Source organism: Mesorhizobium sp. B2-4-6 (assembly GCF_006442775.1).
Classification (GTDB): Bacteria; Pseudomonadota; Alphaproteobacteria; order Rhizobiales; family Rhizobiaceae; genus Mesorhizobium.
Map to the genome: position 1 here is coordinate 202,133 of NZ_VFVI01000008.1, position 20,130 is coordinate 222,262.

Annotated in this window: 25 protein-coding genes; 5 read left to right on the top strand and 20 right to left on the bottom strand. The window is 62.2% G+C overall.

Annotated features, from left to right (window positions below):
- Window positions 1-159: 159 nt before the first annotated feature.
- The 10 genes from FJ957_RS20705 to FJ957_RS20745 all read right to left on the bottom strand — a co-directional run bounded on the left by FJ957_RS20705 (window position 160) and on the right by FJ957_RS20745 (window position 5,627).
- Window positions 160-492 carry a hypothetical protein gene (locus FJ957_RS20705; protein WP_140834681.1) on the bottom strand — a complete coding sequence of 111 codons (333 nt, stop codon included), beginning with the start codon at window positions 490-492 and terminating at the stop codon, window positions 160-162.
- Between the two features lie 1,289 nt (window positions 493-1,781).
- Window positions 1,782-2,003, bottom strand: coding sequence for a hypothetical protein (locus FJ957_RS20710; RefSeq protein ID WP_140834683.1), 222 nt, complete (start codon window positions 2,001-2,003; stop codon window positions 1,782-1,784).
- 14 nt (window positions 2,004-2,017) lie between these two features.
- Entirely contained in the window at window positions 2,018-2,533 is a 516-nt protein-coding gene (locus FJ957_RS20715; RefSeq protein ID WP_140834685.1) for a hypothetical protein, read from the bottom strand.
- A 31-nt stretch (window positions 2,534-2,564) separates the two neighbouring features.
- Window positions 2,565-2,825 (bottom strand): hypothetical protein, encoded by a 261-nt coding sequence (locus FJ957_RS20720; protein WP_140834687.1) that lies wholly within the window; start codon window positions 2,823-2,825, stop codon window positions 2,565-2,567.
- Complete coding sequence (locus FJ957_RS31875) at window positions 2,822-2,983, bottom strand: hypothetical protein (RefSeq protein WP_181180645.1); 162 nt, start codon at window positions 2,981-2,983, stop codon at window positions 2,822-2,824. The genes FJ957_RS20720 and FJ957_RS31875 overlap by 4 nt, the downstream gene beginning before the upstream one ends.
- Window positions 2,984-3,225: 242 nt before the next feature.
- Window positions 3,226-3,552, bottom strand: coding sequence for a hypothetical protein (locus FJ957_RS20725; protein ID WP_140834689.1), 327 nt, complete (start codon window positions 3,550-3,552; stop codon window positions 3,226-3,228).
- A gap of 50 nt (window positions 3,553-3,602) precedes the next feature.
- Complete coding sequence (locus tag FJ957_RS20730; protein ID WP_140834691.1) at window positions 3,603-4,196, bottom strand: hypothetical protein; 594 nt, start codon at window positions 4,194-4,196, stop codon at window positions 3,603-3,605.
- A 97-nt stretch (window positions 4,197-4,293) separates the two neighbouring features.
- On the bottom strand, window positions 4,294-4,680 hold the full coding sequence (locus FJ957_RS20735; RefSeq protein WP_140834693.1) for a hypothetical protein: 387 nt from the start codon (window positions 4,678-4,680) through the stop codon (window positions 4,294-4,296).
- Between the two features lie 131 nt (window positions 4,681-4,811).
- Complete coding sequence (locus FJ957_RS20740) at window positions 4,812-5,333, bottom strand: hypothetical protein (protein ID WP_140834695.1); 522 nt, start codon at window positions 5,331-5,333, stop codon at window positions 4,812-4,814.
- A gap of 84 nt (window positions 5,334-5,417) precedes the next feature.
- Complete coding sequence (locus FJ957_RS20745; protein ID WP_140834697.1) at window positions 5,418-5,627, bottom strand: hypothetical protein; 210 nt, start codon at window positions 5,625-5,627, stop codon at window positions 5,418-5,420.
- A 900-nt stretch (window positions 5,628-6,527) separates the two neighbouring features.
- On the opposite strand from FJ957_RS20745, the gene FJ957_RS20750 reads away from it, so the two are divergent.
- A complete protein-coding gene (locus FJ957_RS20750; protein WP_140834698.1) occupies window positions 6,528-9,215 on the top strand; it encodes a replication endonuclease in 2,688 nt (895 codons plus the stop codon).
- A 77-nt stretch (window positions 9,216-9,292) separates the two neighbouring features.
- On the opposite strand, the gene FJ957_RS20755 is transcribed toward FJ957_RS20750, so the two are convergent.
- The gene (locus FJ957_RS20755) at window positions 9,293-9,697 is read right to left on the bottom strand and encodes a GNAT family N-acetyltransferase (protein WP_140834700.1); all 405 of its coding nucleotides are present in this window, start codon (window positions 9,695-9,697) and stop codon (window positions 9,293-9,295) included.
- A gap of 148 nt (window positions 9,698-9,845) precedes the next feature.
- On the opposite strand from FJ957_RS20755, the gene FJ957_RS20760 reads away from it, so the two are divergent.
- On the top strand, window positions 9,846-10,880 hold the full coding sequence (locus FJ957_RS20760; RefSeq protein WP_181180646.1) for an NAD(P)-dependent oxidoreductase: 1,035 nt from the start codon (window positions 9,846-9,848) through the stop codon (window positions 10,878-10,880).
- Here FJ957_RS20760 and FJ957_RS20765 read toward each other — a convergent pair.
- From FJ957_RS20765 to FJ957_RS20780, 4 genes are all read right to left on the bottom strand, one after another.
- Entirely contained in the window at window positions 10,872-11,384 is a 513-nt protein-coding gene (locus tag FJ957_RS20765) for a GNAT family N-acetyltransferase (protein WP_246685901.1), read from the bottom strand. The two genes, FJ957_RS20760 and FJ957_RS20765, sit on opposite strands and share 9 nt — an antisense overlap.
- 213 nt (window positions 11,385-11,597) lie before the next feature.
- Entirely contained in the window at window positions 11,598-11,891 is a 294-nt protein-coding gene (locus FJ957_RS20770) for a hypothetical protein (protein ID WP_140834704.1), read from the bottom strand.
- Between the two features lie 23 nt (window positions 11,892-11,914).
- Window positions 11,915-12,055 (bottom strand): hypothetical protein, encoded by a 141-nt coding sequence (locus FJ957_RS20775; RefSeq protein ID WP_246685902.1) that lies wholly within the window; start codon window positions 12,053-12,055, stop codon window positions 11,915-11,917.
- A gap of 37 nt (window positions 12,056-12,092) precedes the next feature.
- A complete protein-coding gene (locus FJ957_RS20780) occupies window positions 12,093-12,287 on the bottom strand; it encodes a hypothetical protein (RefSeq protein WP_140834708.1) in 195 nt (64 codons plus the stop codon).
- A gap of 239 nt (window positions 12,288-12,526) precedes the next feature.
- Between FJ957_RS20780 and FJ957_RS20785 the strand changes: the two genes are divergently transcribed.
- Window positions 12,527-12,712, top strand: a complete 186-nt coding sequence (locus FJ957_RS20785; protein WP_140834710.1) for a hypothetical protein — start codon at window positions 12,527-12,529, stop codon at window positions 12,710-12,712.
- Here FJ957_RS20785 and FJ957_RS20790 read toward each other — a convergent pair.
- Together FJ957_RS20790 and FJ957_RS20795 are read right to left on the bottom strand one after the other, a co-directional pair.
- Window positions 12,709-13,413, bottom strand: a complete 705-nt coding sequence (locus tag FJ957_RS20790) for an SOS response-associated peptidase (RefSeq protein WP_140834711.1) — start codon at window positions 13,411-13,413, stop codon at window positions 12,709-12,711. The genes FJ957_RS20785 and FJ957_RS20790 overlap by 4 nt on opposite strands.
- 80 nt (window positions 13,414-13,493) lie before the next feature.
- A complete protein-coding gene (locus tag FJ957_RS20795; RefSeq protein WP_140834713.1) occupies window positions 13,494-13,922 on the bottom strand; it encodes a hypothetical protein in 429 nt (142 codons plus the stop codon).
- Between the two features lie 326 nt (window positions 13,923-14,248).
- On the opposite strand from FJ957_RS20795, the gene dcm (FJ957_RS20800) reads away from it, so the two are divergent.
- Together dcm (FJ957_RS20800) and FJ957_RS20805 are read left to right on the top strand one after the other, a co-directional pair.
- The gene (dcm, locus tag FJ957_RS20800; RefSeq protein WP_281407688.1) at window positions 14,249-15,601 is read left to right on the top strand and encodes a DNA (cytosine-5-)-methyltransferase; all 1,353 of its coding nucleotides are present in this window, start codon (window positions 14,249-14,251) and stop codon (window positions 15,599-15,601) included.
- A 749-nt stretch (window positions 15,602-16,350) separates the two neighbouring features.
- Window positions 16,351-17,124, top strand: a complete 774-nt coding sequence (locus FJ957_RS20805; RefSeq protein ID WP_140834717.1) for a hypothetical protein — start codon at window positions 16,351-16,353, stop codon at window positions 17,122-17,124.
- Window positions 17,125-17,129: 5 nt separating this feature from the next.
- On the opposite strand, the gene FJ957_RS20810 is transcribed toward FJ957_RS20805, so the two are convergent.
- Genes FJ957_RS20810 through dcm (FJ957_RS20820) form a run of 3 tightly spaced genes read right to left on the bottom strand, consistent with a single transcriptional unit; the run spans window position 17,130 to window position 20,033 of the window.
- On the bottom strand, window positions 17,130-18,377 hold the full coding sequence (locus FJ957_RS20810; protein WP_210243250.1) for a type II restriction endonuclease: 1,248 nt from the start codon (window positions 18,375-18,377) through the stop codon (window positions 17,130-17,132).
- The gene (locus FJ957_RS20815; protein WP_140834719.1) at window positions 18,374-18,829 is read right to left on the bottom strand and encodes a very short patch repair endonuclease; all 456 of its coding nucleotides are present in this window, start codon (window positions 18,827-18,829) and stop codon (window positions 18,374-18,376) included. The genes FJ957_RS20810 and FJ957_RS20815 overlap by 4 nt, the downstream gene beginning before the upstream one ends.
- Complete coding sequence (gene dcm / locus FJ957_RS20820; RefSeq protein ID WP_281407689.1) at window positions 18,822-20,033, bottom strand: DNA (cytosine-5-)-methyltransferase; 1,212 nt, start codon at window positions 20,031-20,033, stop codon at window positions 18,822-18,824. The genes FJ957_RS20815 and dcm (FJ957_RS20820) overlap by 8 nt, the downstream gene beginning before the upstream one ends.
- Between the last annotated feature and the right edge of the window lie 97 nt (window positions 20,034-20,130).

Sequence of the window (20,130 nt, forward strand, 5' to 3'; positions counted from 1 at the left end):
CTTCCTGCCCGTCCGGGACGGCTGCCTGCAAGGGGTTGGTGCGGGCGCAACGAAGTGAGCCACGGCCCACTTGCGGGCGAAGACATCCAGACGGACATCTGTAGGCAGCATTTTATCCGTCCGCGAGGCAAGAGCCCAGGTTTTCAGGTTCATCGCCATCTACGGTTCCGAATTTCTCGCGCCTGAATGTTTGTGTGCTGCGTCCCTACGCTGGTTCTTCACATTCCGGGCAGCGCTGACGATCAAGGTCACAACGGCCATAAACCAGAAGCCGGAGACGATGTATGCAGTAGCTGTCGCGCCGATGCACTCGCTTTCAGCAATGAGGCAGCTCTGCTGAACGCCTTGATGAAGGAAACACCCGGCCACCACGAGAACAACGGCATCAAATGAAACGGCGAGCGAAAGAGGGAGCCCGAACCGCAGGCCCACAGCGGAGCCAACGAACAGAACAATTGGAGCAACCACGGTAAGAAATAGCGGATCGACCATTTTTCATCCCTAGAGGTGGATGTCCTTGTTACACCCATCTCGGTCATTCTGCATTTATGAGTGCACGGCCTAACGATCTAGGCGTATACGTGCTCAGCGAGCCTGGCAAGCGCTCGAAAACCTCTGTCTAATTCTGATCAACCTCTATTTTACCGCCCACGCTTCACTCTGGCCCTAGCGGACTTGTTGCGCTTCGATTGTTTCTTCCAACTTCTATACCACTGAATCTTTTGGGTGGGAGCGCCAACCAATCGGTAGCCAACGTTCTGCGCAACCTGGATGACGATTGCAGCGAACCAAATCCCGCTGAGAAAACCCAGGGGGCCGAAAACCCTTCCCAGCGTCGGCCCTCCAACGCTTTTGGCCAAGGTCGCAATGGGGACACCGAAGCTTAATGCAAGGCAGAAATAGGCTATCATAATGAAGGGCGCAAACTGGACCGAGCCCTTCTTCGAGGCCGATGGTCGGCTGATCCAAGCGCTGAGAGCAATGATAACGACAATGGCAAAGATCGAGAGAGCCACCGATTTGACAATCATCTCCGCGCTTGGTGGGGCCACTTTGTTACCTCATAATTCGGCCACCAAGCATACCATGCTCATCGGGCGGAAAGTACATTCGCCTGGTGCCGATTCCCATCAGCAGCATCCTCGCGCTGGTGTCCTGACCGCATCGGAAGCACATTCGGGCAACAAGCCACCTATCGTTCCGGCTCGGCTCCAGATGTCTGGCACCGCCGACCGTCATCGCCGACAACGGCAGCGGACAGGAAGGCACGGACGGTTCCAGAACGTCTGGTGAGGATGGCGGAGCCACAGGAACGTCGTCCGAAAGCCGCACCCCAGAGGCCGACCATTGGCACACACGCCCGGAACCGTGGGCGGAGTTCTAGCACTTGGGGATACCAGAATTTACGTAGGCCCGGCACGGTCGGTTCAACGCGGAGCGAGCGAAAACGGAACGGCTGGGGATCACGGGGACGGAAGGCACAAAGGCGCCGATGGCCACCCTTTCTTGGTGCATGGACAACGGCCGCTGACGTTGTAGGCTGCTCATGCCTGCCAGGCTGAAGGGTAGAGCGGTCAACAGGTAAAGGGAGCGTTCGGCACCCCCTGGACGCTCCCTTTCTTGGGCGGATCGCGGGGCTTTCCTTCGGCACAAGAGGCGATAGGATGGGACTGCCTGCTTGATGCCCCTCTATCTCGGCAGGCAAAAGAAGGCGGCCCTCCTCCCGGGCCGCCTTCTTCTTTGTTGGGAAGGAGGCGTAACCGATTTCTCAGTTACGGTTTTCAGAGGCGAAGCCCGCCCTGAGCGACACTCTCGCCGCCGACGAAAAGCAGGACGGCGAGCAGGGTGAGCAGCCTGCCGATGACCATCGCGGAATGGGCCATGGTGTTCGTCCAGTGCGCGGGATCATCGTAGATGGGGCGGCGGCCGTATTCGTAGCCAAGACCGGCGAGCGCGACGCCAAGGGCGAGGAGGACGGTCCAGGCGGTTGCGGTGATAGGCATGGCGGCGGCTCCTGTCAGGCGGTTTCACTTCGGAGGCGGTCGGCCATCCTGCTCTGAACGAGCAGGCTGTCGACGATATGCTCGGCTTCGAAGTCGATGCCGTCGCGGCGGGCAGCTTCAAGGATCGTGCTCCTCACGCCTTTATCGCCAGGCTTCCGATCCCATTCCATGCCCGTCGCGCGCACGACCTCCTTCCGGAAGGCATCCCAGCGGTCGGAATTGAAGCGGCCAATGCCATCCTCCGCCGCAAGGGCCTCGGCGAGGACTGCGCCGACGATCTGCATGAGACTTGGGGACATCCAGAGAATGGCGAGACTCCACTCCTCGACATCGGCGGACAGGACATAGTGGCCGTCAAATTCGAATTGCGGGCCTTCGTCGGCGGCCCGCCCACGGATCGGCAGCGCTTCGTCCTCTTCCGCCTCGATGACGGCGATGAACGAAGCCCAGCAATGCAGGAAGGTAGGCAGCGGCGACGCGGGGCCACGCTGCGGGCGGGGGATGACGGGGAAGCGGATGATGTTGTCCATGGGGTAGTCTCCTGTGGTTGTGAGTCACTTTTCAGGGGAGGATGTCCGCTTCAAGAGCGGCGCGGATGATCTCCTCAATCTCGTCGTCGCTCATTCCTGCGTGGTATCCGGGCAGATTCCGGAGATCGAAATCGGGATGGTTACCGTAGTCCATCGTGCGGGGTACCAAAGACCTCCAGTAGTGCAGCGGGATCCTCCCGCCCTGCGTCCAGACCCGATAAATCGGAGTGCCGTCGATGATCGCCCAGGGCTGGCCGTTGGCGTAGGTGTCGGTCCAGTGGGCTGGGATCATGCCGCTTCCTCCTCGGTTTCGAGGCCTTCCGGCTCGGCGGCGCGGCACAAGGCCATGTGTTCGGCAAGCTCGCGTTCGACGGTCGCAAGTTCGATTTCCCGCCATGTCCGAAGCTCATTGATACGGGCTCGGGTGCGGCGGAGGAGTTCCCTGCGCATGATGCCTAGGGTCCGCTCGGTCGGGGCCGCGCTGGCCGATGTCCAATGAGGCAGCGCGCGGACGGTGCCGGAGGCGAGACCAAGGAGGTCCGCAAGCTCCTGCGACGGAAGGGCCAACTTTGTCCGGAGGTCCGCATACTCCCTGCGTCGGCGAACGCGATCGGCAGCGGCGGCCTCGGGAGATCCAAGACGACGGGGACGGCCTCGCCGGCGGGCGGGGGCTTCGGTTGCTTGCGCGGACATCAGGCGACCTCCTCGACGGCCGGCGGGGACGCGCGGGCGATGGGGTCGGCCTTGAGGCGGGCGAAATAGCGAGCTTTCGCCAGACCGGCAGCGGAGGCACCAAAGGCCTTATAGGCCTCGGCCCATGCCCGCCGTGCCATCATCTCCCTTTGCTCCGCCTCAAAGAATCTGTCGCGCGCCTCGTCCTCAATATTGCTACGCTCAGGGCCGTAGACCCAGATTTTCGCGAGCAGATTCCTCCCCGCCTCCTTGCTCTCTACCTCTGCGGCATGAAGCTCGGCGAAAAGTTCGCGCTCGCGCTGGCCGATTTCAAAAAGTTCGCTCATCGTCGTTCCCCTTTCTCTTCCGGCCGGGGCCGTGGTCCCGGTTTCCCTGGTCAGGCCGCTTCGTCTTCTGGATTGCCCGCGAAGAAGTCGCCGATGTTGAAGCCGTCGAAGTCGGCAGCATCGTCATCGGCCACTCGATCCATGAGGTACCATTCGCCCTCGTCTGGGCTGCGGCCGCGATTTTCGAATGCCTGATAGCGCTCGGCCTCGGCACGGGTGCCCCAGCCATATGCGGCATCACCGGGGCGGCCGAAGGGATAGAACGCGAACCACGCTTCGCCTTCATCCTCGGCGAGGTCGGCTGAGCGCTCGGCATCGGTCAGGATGCGGAAGGTGCTGCCGTGCTCCCAGTCGCGCGCCGCCTGTTTCTTGACCTCGGCGAAAATTTCCGTCGTCACCTCGTCCTCGTCGTTCTTGGCGCTGAAAAAGGCGCTTTCGACCATGCGACGGCTGCCGACGCTGTGGCGGCTGCTGTCGGACAGCCACAGACGCCATCCGCCACCTTCCTCAGCGCGGATTTCGTAGTAGTGGCCATCGTCGGTCAGGATCTGGTGAACCGCCGCCTGCCAGGAAGGCAGGCCTTCGGCGAGGGGGATGCCCTCGAAATTCAGAACCGTCCAAGTCTCTGCTGCTGTCGCCGTCACTGTCGTCACTCCTCTGCTATCGGGCTTTCGGCCCTCTCTGGAACCGTCGCTGTCGACGGCTCCGGGGAAGGCCGGGGCTGCTGCCCCGGCTTCCGTGTCAGGCGGCAATCGCGACCGCCTCGATCCCGTAGAGTTCAGGGTCATCTCTCAGACGCGCCTCAACTTCCTCACGGGCCCAGCGGACCAAGCTGAAAAGGCGCTTGTCAAAAATCGGGTTGGCGCGATCCAGCCCGTAGACCTCGGACAGGACGATTTCGGTCAACTGGACCTCGCCCGATGCCTTCCGCAGCCATACCCAGGCGTATGCGTCGAACATGCCCGTGTCGCGGTCGCGGGCCTCTTTGAAAAACCACTCGGTGCCTTCGTAGGCGCCAAGCTCGTCCGTCGCGGGAACGGCATCGTGGCGAATACGGCAGTTCTCGACCGTGTAGCACTCGAACTTGCCTGGGATGCCTGGCAGGTGGTCGGTCTTGGAAACTCTCATCTGGTCTCTCCTGTTGACTTGGGCGGGATGCCCTACCCTCAAGGGGAATCATCGCCGGGCTTTCGGCCCTCGCCGGAACCGTCGCTGTCGGCGGTTCGGGGGAAGGCCGGGGCGGGTGCCCCGGTTTCCGGTCAGGCCGCCCGCGCAGCCTTCATGGCGATCTCGCGTGCTGCTGAATGAATTAAGTGCTTCCAGCGCTCGGCCTGTTCGCGTTGTCCGTCGGGCGTATCGAACCCGATATCCTCGCCCAACCATGCAATCGACCTCGGCTGCGCCCAGCGCTCCGGCCGGACTCCGATACCGTCGAGCGCCGCGATGGCGTTGATGCGCGCCGCGATGTTCTGGCTCGGATAAAAGGCCGGGAAATCATCCTCGCAGACGACGATGCCACCTGCCTCGGCGGAAGCGGCCAGACTGCTTGCGACCGTTTCGCCCAGGTCCCGGGGGTGTCCCAGCAGATCAAGCGCCTGGGAAAAAGTGACGGCCCGGATGCGTCGGACGATACAAGGGACGAGGTCGTCGCTTCCGCCTCGGCCCGTCAAGCTATACTCCAGCAGACCGAGCAAGCGCTTCGCGCGATCCGACAGCAAAGCGTCCTCGATCTCAACCACACAGTCGCCCTTGCCACCGGGCGCACGCACTAAAACCTTCATGTCTTCAACTCCTGTTTGCCGGGCCGCCTGCTCGGCGGATTACACAATAGATTTCTGAGCCGCCTATCCGGCGGGGAGCGGCCCTTAGGCCACTGCGTAGTATTCCGCGATGTGGGTGCGCATCTGCACCTTGGTCGCGCGGCGCGGCAGGTGGGCATTGCCGAACTGGCGATAGTGGTCGCCATGGTCCTCGCGGACTTCCCACTCCGTCACGGCCCTGCCGTTGACGCGGAGGTCAGGGCCTTCGCTGAGGATGAAATTCCGGCCGTCGATATCGAACCTGTAGAAACGCATGTCTTCAACTCCTTTTCTGGAAACGTTGGGGGTCACCCCGCCGCCTCTCCATTTATATTGAAGTGCGATCTGGAGTAGCGCAACAGCTATTTTTTGGAATCAGACCAACATTGTTTATTTTTTGTTGCCGAATGTTGCCGACGATACCGGACTTCCTGTCAACAATGCTTATGTCGAATCCTTGATGCTTGGATTTGTACTTATCTCGAATCCTTGGGCGAATCCTTGAGTGGAAGGACTCGCGGGCGGTGCTGTAGGATTCGACGGGCAGCGCGGCAAGGATTCGCGCAGGGGCCTGCAGATGACCGGCACGGGGGCCGGGTGACAAAAATGGTGACGGAGGAAATCGCGGGCGTCGAGAGGGAAAACGAGGCCAGAGGCCCTGCCATCCGGCGGAGCCGTTCGCCCCTCTTGCACTTCCTGTCTGTTCCCGTCGCCGTCAGGCAAAGGGAAAGCGCCTCCCGTTTTTGCCTTCCGTCGTATGCCGCTGCGCCCTGGACCAGAAAAGGCGGGGAGCCAGGCAGGGGGCAAGGTGAATTTTGGAGGGGCACCAGCCCGGCCGCGAGGAGCATTTCCGGCACGGAAATGCGGGGAAAATTCTGCTTGAGGGGCTATAGCCCCGACCCCTGCCGGGTTCTCCGCTCCGGTCATGAAAGGGCGTGGCGGGATACGGCGGAAGCGGGATGCGGAGCGGAAGAAATCAAACGAAGCTTCCTGTAATCGTTACGGACGCGGAATGATTTCGAAAGGGGGTTGTCCCGTTCGGCCGACCGATCAACCCTTGATGTTCAAGCAGCAAAAAACCCCCGTCACAGGCCTGGCAGCCTCAGGGGGTTTTCACAAAAGCAAGATGATGATGATTCAGCTTCATGCACGTGTAAAGACCCCCGCGAATAGCGGGTGACGCCCCGGTCGGGATACTCCCCGACCAGCCAGCAGCCCCCGCTTACCCTTCGAACCAAAAATGTTGACGGAAGCCCGAAGTTCAACGGGTTTTCCGGCTTCGACGCTACACGCCTTGGGCGCGTCGGCGACGGGCTGACGCGGGAGCGGCTTCGCAAAAAATTCGAAGCAGCCCGTCGGCAGGCGAAGGAATCCGACAAAGCAGCGAGAAAGGCCGCGGCGAATCCTCATCCGCGCTGGATCGCGGCGGCGGAGGCGGCAAGGAAGGCGGCGGAGGATGCCGCGCGGGAACTGGCCGACGCATTCCAAGCGGCGGAGACGGTCAGACCCAGCCCGAAGACGGCAACGGCGGAGGAGGTCCGCGCGGCCGACTTCGCGGACCTGGACGCGGAGGAAGCGAGGCACAGGCCAGACCCGCGCCATTTCCGCGCGGGGACCGTGCCGCCTTCGGAGCGGCAGGATTCCGAGCGGAAGGCGCTGGCGGTGTTCAAGATGCTGCCGCCCGCATTCTCTCCCTTTGTGAAGGACATGAGCATCGTCCGGAAGAAGGAGCGCGGCGCGGCGATCCTGGCAAAAGCCGGCTGGGATGTCCTGGAGACCATCGGCCTGTCGCCCTCCGAGATTTCCGAGCGGGCGGAGAAGGCCGCTGCGCGGTATGCGGTGGAGCATCCGGCGGAGACGCATCCAGAACCAGAGCACCGCCGACGGCGGCAGGCGAAGACCTGGCGGCGAAAAATGAAGAAGGCGGCGAAGAAGGCGCGGGCATATATCGGCTATGCGGTGAGCGGGGTCGGCGGACGCGAGCGGGAGGGCCGTCCGCTTTTCGTCACGGACTACTCCGTCATCTGTCACCGCGCGGACATGCGCGACAGCCGGGAGAACATGGGGCGGCTGGTCATCCTCAAAAAGGAAGATCCGGCCGCCCAGATTCCCATGCTGGTGGCGCACAAGAAGAAGCTGCTGCGGGAGGCGGCGAAACGACGCCTTGTCAGCGACGTGCTGCTCGCGCGGGCGAAGGCGATCGGGGCGAAAGCGATCTGGATCACGCTGACGCTTGAAGGACAATATCACTGCAACCCCACGAATGCCGGGCATGAAGTCCAGAAATGGAATCCGATGCTCGGCCCCGACGAAGCCATGACGCGGATGCAGGAGCTTTATCACCAGACCGTCAGTCTCCTTCGCCAGAACGGGTTGCGGCCGTGGGGCTTTTGGGACGCACAGGCGCAGCAGGATGGGACGGTCCACCGGCATATCCTCGTCTTCGTGCACGACCGCCAGTTGAGCGAGGCGGAGGCGCTTGCGCTCCTCGATCCGGACACGGCGGAGCCGACGAAGGCCGCGATCCGCGCGGCCTCGGAGGCGCGGGCACTGGCGGAGGCGCGCGCGGTGGCGGACGGTTTTTGGGACCGCTTCTCCTCGACTCCCGAGGAGAAGCGGCAGGAGGAGACGAAGCGGTCGGACAGGGGTTGCTCCGCGTATGTCGTCGGCGACACGGATTCGAGGTACGCGCCGCCGAAGGACAAGCGCGGTCGGGAGGAGACCCCGGAAGCCATCGTCAAATACGCCTCCCGGTACTCGTCGCGCCTCGCCATGGGCTACGGCGACGACTACGAGCCGGAGGGAGGCATCCCGGCCGACGACGCACCAGCGACGGACCTGGAACGCCATGCGGTTTGGGCGAGCGAACGCGACGCCCGCCTGCACACCCTCATCGGCATGGACTCCCAGCGGTCGCCGGGCAAGCTCTGGGATTCGATCTGGAAGGCGGCGGAGCGGGGCGAAGTCCCCGACGACGCACGCATGTGCCTCGCGGTAAGGGAGATGATGCGGGCGCAGGCCGTCATGGACAGGCTGACGGGCGGCAACCGCACCCGCCCTCGGCAGGGCGTCGAGCGCGGCCCGGAGGACAAGCGGGAGGGGCTGCGGGATGAGCTTGCGGCGCTGAAGGCGCAGCCGTCCAGGTCGGTCGAGATTTGGGACAGAATCGAGGAACTGGCGAAGGAGATCGACCGCCTGAACGGCGAGATCGCGGCCCATGCCTATCAGGCCTGCATCGCGGCGGGAATGTGGGCCGACAGGGATCTCCACGCCTCGGAAAAGCTATGGCTGCGCGAGGCCCTTGACCTCTCTCCAGAGGAGGCCTTGCCGCTCCCGCCCATCCCACTCCGAAAGGAGCGAGACAACGCCTACGGCGAGACGGTGCGGGAGACGGTCGGCATAGCCGCGCCTGTCGTCGTCGCCACCGGCACGGCGAGGGAAAGGAAGGCGGCGGCGGAGGCGCTGGGCGAAGGGGAGATGATCCTGACCGTCGATGACAGCGGCGGGTGGGTCATCGTGCGGCCTTCCGACTCCCCTTACGACCAAATTCTCCTGCGGGTCGAGGAGTGGGTCATTGTCGACAAGGCGACGGCCGCCGCGATGGTCGAGGAGAGGCGGAAGAAGCAAGAGGCGGAAATGCAGGCGGAGGCGGAACGGCGCGCCGCGCGCGAAGACCTCCGCGACGCCTGCGAGGCTCTTTACGAGGAAGGCCCGTCTTCGGAATCGGCGTGGATGGATTCGGACGGGGAAGTCTTCGAAACGGCCGATTTTGAGGATTCGGACGGGGGACTTTCAGATATCCCAACCGACCCAAGGGAAAGCCCCTGCGGGGCTTCCCGTGGCAATACGGGGCCGCCGGGATGATGCTAGAGGCGCTTCCGGGGACGATAGAGAGGGAAAATTCAGTGCTTCCGACAGGGAGGACGGGGAGGGTCAGCCTATTATCGCTCCCGAAACAGGAGGTTCGCTGTCCCCTTCACGAACCCGAGCTTGCCGTAGAAGGGAACGAGGCTGTCCGGACAGTAGAGTTCGAAGCTACGCACCCGCCGCAGGGCCTCATGGTCAATGATCCGATTGACGATCTTGCGGCCGAGACTCTGACCACGAAATTCGGAATGCACGATGACATCGAAGATCATTGCCTTGAACGTGTAATCCGTCAGGACACGGGCGAACGCGACCAGTCGGCCATCGTCCGAACAAAGGCCAATCGCCAGATCGGAGTGCTCGACCATGCTAATGACATCTTCGAATTCCCGTCCCTTAGTCCACCACTCCTTGCTGTAGAGGTCGTAGAGCTCGCGCTGGCGGGAACCTTCGAAGCTTTCTATCCATCGGCCTGACATGCCGCTGCCTCCTTTCCGCGAATACCAAGCAGCTCGTAAACCGCTGCCTCGGCGAGACTACACGCTGACATTGGGCTCCGAAAGCGAGAGCGGGAAAGGCTCCTACCCCAGTGGAACACCGCACGGCCTGTCGTCTAGACTGCCTCCCATGAAGAAGGCTCTGGTATTCGGTATAACAGGCCAACTCGGCGCGGCGGTGGCGGGGCGGCTGCTCGACACCGGGTGGCAGGTTTGGGGCACTGCGCGCGGCAATAGGATGCCGCCCGCCTGGCTGCAGAAGCGCGGCGTCCGCCCTGCCGAGGGGACGAACGACAGCTATGAAGGGGTCATCCGTGGCCTCGAATTTCCGATGGATGCCGCATTCGTTCCCACTGCCTATGACGTTCCGGCCATTGACCTGTTGGCGGCCGGCATGCGGGTAGGCTCGCTGGTCGTGGTTTCGTCGTCCAGCGTCTATGCCGATAGCGAGGGCAGGTCGCTGGACGAAGCCGGAGAGACTGGATTTCCGGTTTTCGACGGACCTATCAGCGAGGAGACCCGCACCGTAGAGGCAGGGCCACAGACGTATTCGACGCGAAAAGTCGCCATGGAGCGTGCCCTGCTCTCGTCCGGCCTTCCCGTCACCATTCTCAGGCCTTGCGCGATCTACGGCCCGCTTGCCAGACACCCGCGCGAATGGTGGTTCGTAAAGCGGGCACTGGACGGAAGGGACCGCATCCCTGTTTGCCTCGGCGCCAGGAGCGTCTTCCATACGAGCAGCGCGCGCGGCATCGCCGACCTCGCGGAAATCTGCATGACATCCCCTGAGCAGCGCATCCTGAACGTGGCGGACGCGACCCCTCTGACGGTCGCGGAAATCGCCGACGCGATCAGCAAGGCGATCGGCAAGCCGATCAACCTGGTTCCCTTCGAGGGCGGACCATTCGGCCATTCATATGTCGGCTCGACGCCATGGTCGGTCGAAAGGCCCTACGTCTTGGACACCTCGCGGGCCACGATGCTTGGATGGCATGGCGGCGAATACAGGGACCAAGTCGCGGATGCCTGCCGCTGGCTCGTGGAGACAGCCAGTAAAGAAGACTGGAGGCACCAATTCACCGCCTTCAACCGATACGGCTACGACACCTTCGATTACGGAGCCGAAGACGCATGGCTTGCGAACCATCTCAGCTCATCAGCCTGATATCGCGCGCGACAGGAAGACATCCGTATGCCTGACATGTTCCGGCGTTTCGCGGAATGGCGGGCAAGGCCGGAAACCGAAGGATTCGTACACGGCAACGGCGCTTTTCATGTAAAACGTCGTGTGGATCAGCACCGTGCGGATGGAGCCCTTGCCGATCTCCGCCAACACGGCATCCATCAGCGCGCGACCTACGCCTTGTCCACGAAAAGCCGAGTCGACGAAGAACTTCTGAAGCTCCGCCGTGCCGTCGCCGAACAGGTCGAAGGCGAGACAGCCCGCCGACAGGCCTTCCCATCGCGCAATGAACGCCACGGCATCCGGTGTGCCGAACCGCATTGCCAGCCTAGGGCCGCTTGTATCCGGCTGGAAGAGAGTTCGGACGTCTTGCTCCGAGACACCATGGGGCGCGGAAGCGTCGACATCCCATTGCGCAAGCTTGCGGCAGAGCCCTGCCATGGCCTCAAAGTCCTCGGCGCTACGCGCCGGCGAAACTGAAATCATCCCTCGCCCCCGTGGGTTCGCGCGATTATAGCATGCGCGGCTCGTCAAGAACATCTTTCTGACTACGGGCATGGGGGCGTTTCAGGGTGCGGGCAGGCGTGAGGGGTCGGAATCTGGTCGATTCCGGCCTGCGCGCAATAATCTGTCGCGTTCTAAGGGGTCATCCGTGCGAGGTTTCGGGTAGCCATCGACACGAGGTCGCCGAAAAAGCTGCTAGGCGCTGCCTTCAACCGCGCCTTCTTCATCCAACGCATGCGGCACCGGCAGGTAGGCATTCGCCACAAGCCAGTCGTCCAGGATCGTCTCCACGAGATCGAGCTTCCCTTTGCCCATTTCAGCTGCCAGCGCGGCCAGGATTTCATCCGTGCGCGGTTCCAAGCTCAGCCCGCCGGGGTTGCGGAGCAGCAGCGCGGCGCGGCGAAGCAGGACCTGGAGGTCGGCTCGCGAGGCATCCCCAATGTGATCGGCGGCGCGCTCCAGCTCCTGCACGAATTGATGGCGAGACATCGAAGTGCTTTCCCGTGATGGCACTATTTGCGCAGTTCCTGGCCGATTGCGTTGACTGCCTTGGCGATGACGTCCACAGCCTGGAGATTGACAGCGATTTCGATGTTCCCTTTGAGCGTTTCGAAGGTCAGGATGCCAACCTTGCCCTCGCCATCGGTCAGCATGCCGATTGAAACTCCGGTCGGCATACAGGGCGGTTTCTTATGCATCGGATTTCCTCCTAAGGACCTGCCGTGAACTGGACAAGGCATCGAGGCGCTGCTGGAGGTGCCCGTTGAGCACGATCATTTCCTTCAGCGCCTTCACCGCATCGCCCTTGTGGAGGGCAACGAACCTGTCGGCAGTGGCTTGAAGGGCGGCCTCCTGGCGGCTGTCGAACCGGACAATGCGATCCATTTCGATCACTCCCAGCTGTTGAAGGCGGCAGTGAACAAAAACAGAACGCAGGAGTCAAGAGTGAATTGGCTCAGCGAGGAATAAGTTCCTATTTGTAGCCCATGCCTGAGCAGCCACCCAAGCGCCGAACGACCATCCGGTCCCTTAGCTCCGCCGTCCAGCACGGGCAGTTGGTATGGGTTGATTGTGGCTATTGCCATGATCGCTACGGACGGCGCTATTACGATCCCGGCGGCCTCATGAAGCTCTTCGGCGATGTCGATGTGAACCGCCTTTGCCGCGCGATGAAGTGCGAGCGCTGTGGCCGAAAAGACAACATCGAATGCGATGTCATCGTGCCTGTCGCTGCCGAACGCGAGCGAATGACCGTGCGCCGCCTGGTCACGATACAGGTTCGGAAAAGCCCCGTCTGGCGCGACGACTAGAACAGCGATCCCTGAGCGGGCGACTCCTGCCGGAACTTGATCTGCGTGGCGGGCTTCTCGACAATGACCAAGGCATCGTCGGGGGCCGTACGCTGCATATGCCGCGCTTCGGACCACGGTGCCGTAAGCCACCTCTCGACTTCCTCTTGCGTGGTCAGGATCACGGGCATCGCCTTCTCGTGGATCGGCGCGATGATGGCATTCGGCTTGGTCGTCATGAACCCGTAAAGCTCGAAGTCGCCGGGGCCTTCCTTGACCCTGCGGACTCCCTGCCAAGGCGTCCAAAGGCCCGCGAAAAAGAACAGCGGCCGATCCTCGCCTCGGGCAAACCAATAGTTCCGCTGAATGCCGGTCTCGGGGTCTTTGTCATTAGGCTTGGGGCTCGGCTCCGCAAAGCTCGTCACGGGCACCACGCAGCGGTTCTCCACGCCAACGTATTGCTGCCAATGCCCATATAGCGGGTTGCGGATGTTGGTCGTGCCGTAGTCGGCCTTGCCCTTCACGCGCTCCGCCGGCGTGGGCATGCCCCATAGGAGCCTGGCAAGCTCGCGCTGCCCGTCGGGTGCGTTGCGGACCACAGGGCCGGGCATGTTGGGGTAGACATCAAGGGAGGGCTCCAGGTTGCCCATGATGTCCCGCAAGGCGCGGGTCCACTCGCGGATGGCATCCTGGCTGGTCGTGATGTTGTAGAGGTTGCACATGGGGCTTTTCCGAAGCGAATACAGGGCGGGCCAACCATATGGGTCAAGGCAGGCGAGGAACAGCCGCAAAAGGAAACCGTCTAGGCCGAAGGCTTAGGCTTCCGGACTACGATCTGGTCGATCACTTGCTTGCGGCCGGAAATGAATTCGAGAATCCGGAATTCCCCGCTGGACCTGACAACGAATGACGGAGCGGTCCTGAGGTCGACGACGGTCACGTTCCAGGTTCTCAACTCACCGATGGAGACCGAACCTCTGAAACTGCGGTTCTCACCGATTCGGCCGAACTGCATGTGGACGATGTTGCCCTTTTCCGTGAACGACAGCAGTTCGTATAGATCGAGCGGCTGCCCTTCCTGATTCCGAAACGAGGTATGACCGCTGATGGCGATCGTTTTCACAGACCCAGACTGTGAGCGAGGATTGTCGGTGCACGGATGTTTCGGCCATGGCCAGCCCAAGTGGTCGAAGAATACCCGCCCGCCATACGGACTCTGGTAATAAAACACACGGTCTCCACAGACTGGGCAATGTGCGTTCGGGTTGACGTAAGAGACAGCCGTCTGGAACGCCTTCACGGCCGCCCGGTTAGTTCCGGAACTATATCCCGAGCACGAACGGCCGCTTACGTGGAATGGTATCTTCCGTCCGCCGCTATAGCGAATTGCGATTTCTTCCCCACACACGTTACATGTCGTCATGCGCAATTCCCCCCGAGGCAAATTAGCCTGCCTGGAGGGAAAACGCCAAGCATCCGCGTCAGGATTGATCTTAACCCGCCGTCAAGAGACGATTCCGTAACTGAGAATCTATCTCCGGTTGAAGGGGCTTTTGGGTGCGGGCAGTTGAACTTTTCGCGGGTGCGGGCGGCATGTCGCTCGGCCTGAAAGGGGCGGGCTTCGAGGTCGTCGCGGCCTATGATTCTTGGCAGGGGGCCGTGGATGTCTACCGCGCGAATCTCGGCGGATACGTCCGGCAAGCCGATCTCAAGGACATTTTCGCCATCGGCCCGACGCTGGCGGCGCTTGCGCCCGACCTGATCGTCGGCGGGCCGCCATGCCAGGATTTCAGCGCCGCCGGCGAGCGCATCGAAGGTGAGCGGGCAGGCCTCACCCGCGCCTTCGCGATGCTCGTTTGCATCGCGAGGCCGAAATGGTTCCTGATGGAAAACGTTCCGCTGGCGACACGTTCGCAAGCGTGGGCGGATGCCCGTGCGATGCTGGTGAAGGCGGGTTATGGCCTCACGGAAACCAAGCTGAACGCAAGCTTCTACGGTGTCCCTCAAGACCGCAAGCGGCTGTTCGTCATCGGGCGGCTCGGTGAGGCCGACGGCTTCCTTGAGTCTGCCTTGGCGGCGGCTCGATCGTGCCAGCCGATGACGGTCAGGGACATGCTCGGCAATGCGCTGGGCAATGCCTTCTATGTCCATCCTCGGATGCCAGGAAAGCGGGGCGTGTGGAGCACGGCGGAGCCTGCGCCGACGATGCGCGGGTCTTCCAGGCGTCCTATGCCCGGCAGCTACCAGCCGCACCCGGCCGACGCGGCTTTGGTCGAGGCCGGGGCCTTCTACACGCGTCCCTACTACGAAGGGCGCGGGGTGAGGACACTGGACGAACCCGCTCCCTCCGTCATCCGGACAACGCGGGAACGGCCACGGCCGAAATACCTCGCGAACCCGCACCCGGCGGATCCTGTTCCCGCGACGGCAGCGGCTGTGCTGACGCAAGAACAGGTTTCAAGGATTCAGGGTTTCCCGACTGGCTGGGACTGGTCGGCGGCTGCCGTGCGAGATGTCGACCAGATGATCGCGAACGCGGTCCCCGCGCCGATGGCGGAGGCCATCGGCGGGGTGATCCTGGCGCGCGAAGCCGGGGAATCCATTCCGGAGATTCAGGGGCGTTTCGGAGAATGGCTGCGTCGGTCGCGGGGCTTCTCGAAGCAGGCTATCCGGAATGCCAAGAGCAGGGTCAATCGCGCGCGGCGCCTGCTCGGTGGGCGCACCTTCGCGGATGCGGCGGCGGAGCTTGCGGCACTCGATACGGCAGAGGCCTTCGCCGCGCTGCCGACAGGGACTCGCTCGGACCTTCGCGCGGCACTGCGGCTTTATCGGGAATGGCAGGCGGAGCCGAAGCGAGGCAGGAAGGTGGAAGCGGTGCCTCCTGCGGGAGTCAAGGCGGTGGCAGCGTAAAGAGGGGCCAAGCCCCCGCCGCTGCGCGGCTCCCCCGGGATACATGAAAAAGAGGAAGGCCTGGGCGATGTCGCTTGACCTGTGCAGGCCGACCTAGCACGATGGGGATACGGTACAGCGGGGACGCGATGACCGTAAAAGAGGAAGGCCCGCCCACCGTGGCGGGTTTTTCTTTGCCTGCCCGCCTACTCAAAAGAGCAGCGTATAAAACGGAGGCATCGGCACGTCCGGCAGGACGACATTGCCGGGACGATGCCAGAGTAAATTCGCGGCCGCGAAATCGGTTAACGACCCAGATGGGCGGCTGAGCCGAATGGCTCACAGGGGGGCGGCAGTTCCCTCCCGTCCGTGCACCCGCAGGAGCGTCAGCATAGCGACGGCGAAAGCCTGGACGCGGGACCGAGGGCATCCGACGAGCGGTCCTTTGAAGAAAAAAGGCGGGCATGCCTGACGGTCGGAATCTGGTGGATTCTGGCCTTCGCGCAATAATCTGTCGCGCCTGGAGGGGTCATAGAGCGCGATTCTCGGATCGGCGCGGACATTGGGTCGCCGGGAATCGGCGGCCTTGGCAAAGGATCTACCCCAGCCTGGATGAATCACTTAATGGTGCCAGATCGAACCGAAGAGGTTACATGGACTGTCACCATCCATACTGCCCGATGCGCGCATCGCCTGGGACATGGGCTGATGTTGTCAATCTCCCGACAATGAGGGTCCGGCCGACAGACAGGGTTGCCCTGATCGCGTTCATGGATGCGACCTTCAACAAGGCGCCGACCAGTCCGGCCGCCCACCTGGGCACCCCTCCGGTTAATGCAGGACTGCTACGGCGCCTTCTGAACCACTGTCCGTGCCTGTTCAACCAGATCGATGTCGCAGCCACGGCGCGGGCGATGGTCCACTTCTGCGAGATAACGCTGAAGAGCCGGATCGACTCGAATAACGTCCACGACGCGTTCCTCATTCAGCATCCCCACAAGGGTCCACCATTCGATCCGCCGCCGCTGAAATCTGGAGGGGACGGCGGCACAATCATGGAATTCCTGTGCAGCGAAGTCCTGCGCTCCGTCGGGATACCACCGATGGAACTCGACGCGGATAAATGGCCCGTCTGGACAATGCCCGGCCATGTCCTGCTGAACGAAGGCAAGATGAACGCGCTGCGCGCCTTCGGTGACATCCTGATCCCGTGTGCGCCGACGAATCTCGTCGTCTCCGTCAAGAGCGAGGCGGCACGGGAACGACTGTTGTATTCTTCTAACGCAATTGAAGGAATCGGCTTCGGGTTCTTCAAGGAGCCAGACGAGTTCTGGACCGAAAGCCGAATGGCACTCTACAAACGGATGGGCTTCTCGGCCATCTACATGCCAGACGAGACACACGATGCCGTCATGAGCCACGTAAAAGGCGCTGGGACGGAAAAGCACGCGGTCAACATCAACGGCACCGATCTCTACCGTTCCCTGAGCAAGTTCGGAGCCGACATTAAGCGGGTCATCGGCCGGTCAAGCATGGCTCTCTGATTCCACTACTGTCGATCGGCAACCAGAATGAGAAACCCGGAAACGTCCATCAGCCAAGCCTGCTGCGTCAGCCTGTAAGTCTGGTGAAGCCTTCGCGGCACCACGAGCTGGAGCAGCTTGGCGCGCATTTCGTCGGTCTGGTTCTCGGATATGCCAGGTTCGAGAGTGAGGAGATGCTTCCTGTCGATCCGGACGGCTTCTGAAAGGACCTGCCGCCAGCGGTCCTTCAAGGTCGATTTCGCTCCCAGCATGGTCAAGCGGCTGGGCGGGAATGCCTGGTCACGATACTCGGCCTGTCCAGGGAACAGGAAATCCGGCCTATTGCGGTTCTCGGTCTCCGCCCCTCGCGCATACCGGATGTCGTGGGCTTCGAAGACGGCGGCCAGGTGGTGCTCCAAGGCCGCACCCGCCCGCGCCTTGCGGCGGTTCTGGACGCTGAGGGAGAACGCAAGGAAGCCGTCGACATCCGCCCCGTCCGCCGTGGCGAATCCCTCCCTGATCCTGTCCGCCACGATGCGGCGTTCCAATCGGCGGAAAAGCTGCTCCTCACGCTCCATCCACAGAACCAGCGCTTCGTCGGGGCTGTCCTTCGCGTTCACGTCTGGAAGGGACATTCGAGCCAGCCCCGACAAAACGCTTGTCGTGGGAAACTTCAGGCCGAACTTGTCGATCAGGCCATCCAGCCTGTCGGCTTCCGGCTCGGCGGGCTCGATACCGAGTTCATCCAGGATGTACCGGGCTGCGAAGTCGAGCTCCGCATCGTTGTCCCTGCCGATCTCCTGCGACTCGAACCGCAGGCCGATCTGCTCGTCCAGTCCGAAGAGCCACAGGAGCTGGTTGCGGATCGTTCCCCCATCCGGAGTTACGATGAACAGGAGATGGTCGTCAGGCTTCCTGGCAAGAAACAGGATGTCGCCCGGTGTCATCATCGCGGTCACGGCATTGCCCTGGTAGTACAGGCGCCATTCCGCGCTCCTCTTCGGATCGTTTCGGCGCGAGTCGTACCAGGACAGCCAGCCTTCCTCGGAAAGAGCCTCCTGCTCGCCGGCGAGCCAGATGTACGTCGCAGGGAAGCGGTTGTCCTCACCGCCGCGCGGAAACTTCCGGTCGTCCCGGCCGAGGATTCGGACAAGAGGTTCGGACCCAGTGACTTCGTGCTGATTCGAGGATTCGGGATTGGCATCCACTGCCGCCAGCCGCTTCACGGCCACACCCTCGAAATGGTTGGAAAGGAGCCCCCGCCGGATCGTCATTCCCGTCCCCGTATTTCCATGCGCGGGATGTCGGAACGCAGCCACATGGAACATGTTGCAATGACATCCTGAAGGTCGAGACGGCTCCGGCCCCTCAGGCTGCACTCCCAGACGACCCCCCGCCGCCAGCCGAGCCCGTCGAGCGCGTCCAACGCTCTCGCGTCGAGAAGGCGGTTCCGCTCTACCTTCGCCGCCCAGAATTCCGTCCTCGTGGATGGCAGCCTATGGAGATGGCAGTCGTGGCCATGCCAGAAACATCCGTGAGCGAAGAGCACCGCCCGATAGCGTGGAAACACCATGTCCGGCTTGCCCGGCAGCTGGCGGTCATGGAGCCGGAACCGGAAACCGAGAGCGTGAAGGCTCCTGCGCAGGGTCAGTTCGGGCTTCGTGTTGGTCCCCCGAATTCGGGCCATGATCCGGCTCCGGACTTCCGGAGAAACGATGTCAGGCATAGGCTGCCGTTTTCGGCTCAGCGGCGGGACGGGTGATGATCGGCACGACGTGCGGTCCAGGCGGCTTCCTATCGGCCGTCGCGACGGCCTTGCGGATATGCGGCTCGATGGCCTTCGCGACGAATTCCACGACCGGCACGACAACTGCGTTCCCGAACTGTCTGTATGCCTGTGTGTCGGAAACCTCGATCCGCCAGCGGCGGTCGCCTCTTTCGAATCCCATCAGCCTCGCGCATTCGATCGGCGTAAGGCGGCGGGGCCTCTTGCCCGGCTGATCTATCAAGACCTCGGACCCATCCTTGTAATACCGCGCCGACAGGGTGCGGGCGACATCCTCGGGACCGAACAGGCTGTATCCGAAGCCGTTACCTTTCGCCTGGTGTTTCGCCTTGTAATCCTGGAGGTACTGCCAGAGGCGCGGCGTCAGCGTGTACTTGGGATCGACCTGGTCATGGGGCTGAAGGATGTCCCTCAGCTTTGGTCCCGACTTCGCGTCAGGAATCTCAAGGGACTCGAAGTCGAAGTCGGTCGGATCACGGAAGCCAACAATGAAGATGCGTTCTCGCTTCTGGGGAACCCACGGCTCCGAACTGATCACGCGATGCTGGACATGATAGCGAAGCTCGTGCCTCAAGACATTGATGATGGTCCGGAAGGTGGTCCCACCGTCATGGCTTTCAAGATTCTTCACGTTCTCAAGCACGAACGCGGCGGGGCGGTGATGCGCAATGATTTGCGCGGTATCGAAGAAAAGTGTTCCTTGAGTATCGCAAAGAAAGCCGTGAGGTCTATTCAGAGAATTCTTTTTTGACACGCCCGCAATACTGAAAGGCTGGCATGGAAAACCTGCAAGAAGGACATCGTGCTCAGGAACTTTACTTGGATCTTTCGAGTATTCCCGAACATCGCCACCGATCTCATGATTGTCCCTGAAATTCAGGGCGTACGTTTTCTGTGCACCGGCATCCCATTCTGAGGTAAACACGCAGTGCCCATTGATCGCCTCGAAGCCGAGCCGAAGTCCGCCGATGCCGGCGAAGAGGTCGACAAACCGGAAGCTGGCATCGACAGGGTTTTCCGTCTGCTTTTCAGCATGTTCCCGGAGCGTCCGAAGTGCCAGTCCGGGAACCCGCCCGCCGTCCTCGTATCGATATGCGCTGCGGCGGGAAACCTCCAGGAAGTCGGCAGCCTCTTCAATTGTCATACCGGCCTTCTGCCTGAGTCTGGAAAATTCTGACTGTTTCCTGCTACGCATGCGCACCTGCCGAATCATTGCTGTGTCGATTTTTGCCAGATTGGCA

Coding starts and splice junctions, on each gene's coding strand:
- FJ957_RS20705 (WP_140834681.1), bottom strand. CDS start 492: ATGGTCGATCCGCTATTTCTTACCGTGGTTGCTCCAATTGTTCTGTTC.
- FJ957_RS20710 (WP_140834683.1), bottom strand. CDS start 2,003: ATGCCTATCACCGCAACCGCCTGGACCGTCCTCCTCGCCCTTGGCGTC.
- FJ957_RS20715 (WP_140834685.1), bottom strand. CDS start 2,533: ATGGACAACATCATCCGCTTCCCCGTCATCCCCCGCCCGCAGCGTGGC.
- FJ957_RS20720 (WP_140834687.1), bottom strand. CDS start 2,825: ATGATCCCAGCCCACTGGACCGACACCTACGCCAACGGCCAGCCCTGG.
- FJ957_RS31875 (WP_181180645.1), bottom strand. CDS start 2,983: ATGCGCAGGGAACTCCTCCGCCGCACCCGAGCCCGTATCAATGAGCTT.
- FJ957_RS20725 (WP_140834689.1), bottom strand. CDS start 3,552: ATGAGCGAACTTTTTGAAATCGGCCAGCGCGAGCGCGAACTTTTCGCC.
- FJ957_RS20735 (WP_140834693.1), bottom strand. CDS start 4,680: ATGAGAGTTTCCAAGACCGACCACCTGCCAGGCATCCCAGGCAAGTTC.
- FJ957_RS20740 (WP_140834695.1), bottom strand. CDS start 5,333: ATGAAGGTTTTAGTGCGTGCGCCCGGTGGCAAGGGCGACTGTGTGGTT.
- FJ957_RS20745 (WP_140834697.1), bottom strand. CDS start 5,627: ATGCGTTTCTACAGGTTCGATATCGACGGCCGGAATTTCATCCTCAGC.
- FJ957_RS20755 (WP_140834700.1), bottom strand. CDS start 9,697: ATGTCAGGCCGATGGATAGAAAGCTTCGAAGGTTCCCGCCAGCGCGAG.
- FJ957_RS20760 (WP_181180646.1), top strand. CDS start 9,846: ATGAAGAAGGCTCTGGTATTCGGTATAACAGGCCAACTCGGCGCGGCG.
- FJ957_RS20765 (WP_246685901.1), bottom strand. CDS start 11,384: ATGATTTCAGTTTCGCCGGCGCGTAGCGCCGAGGACTTTGAGGCCATG.
- FJ957_RS20770 (WP_140834704.1), bottom strand. CDS start 11,891: ATGTCTCGCCATCAATTCGTGCAGGAGCTGGAGCGCGCCGCCGATCAC.
- FJ957_RS20775 (WP_246685902.1), bottom strand. CDS start 12,055: ATGCTGACCGATGGCGAGGGCAAGGTTGGCATCCTGACCTTCGAAACG.
- FJ957_RS20780 (WP_140834708.1), bottom strand. CDS start 12,287: ATGGATCGCATTGTCCGGTTCGACAGCCGCCAGGAGGCCGCCCTTCAA.
- FJ957_RS20785 (WP_140834710.1), top strand. CDS start 12,527: ATGAAGCTCTTCGGCGATGTCGATGTGAACCGCCTTTGCCGCGCGATG.
- FJ957_RS20790 (WP_140834711.1), bottom strand. CDS start 13,413: ATGTGCAACCTCTACAACATCACGACCAGCCAGGATGCCATCCGCGAG.
- FJ957_RS20805 (WP_140834717.1), top strand. CDS start 16,351: ATGGATGCGACCTTCAACAAGGCGCCGACCAGTCCGGCCGCCCACCTG.
- FJ957_RS20810 (WP_210243250.1), bottom strand. CDS start 18,377: ATGACGATCCGGCGGGGGCTCCTTTCCAACCATTTCGAGGGTGTGGCC.
- FJ957_RS20815 (WP_140834719.1), bottom strand. CDS start 18,829: ATGCCTGACATCGTTTCTCCGGAAGTCCGGAGCCGGATCATGGCCCGA.
- dcm (WP_281407689.1), bottom strand. CDS start 20,033: ATGACAATTGAAGAGGCTGCCGACTTCCTGGAGGTTTCCCGCCGCAGC.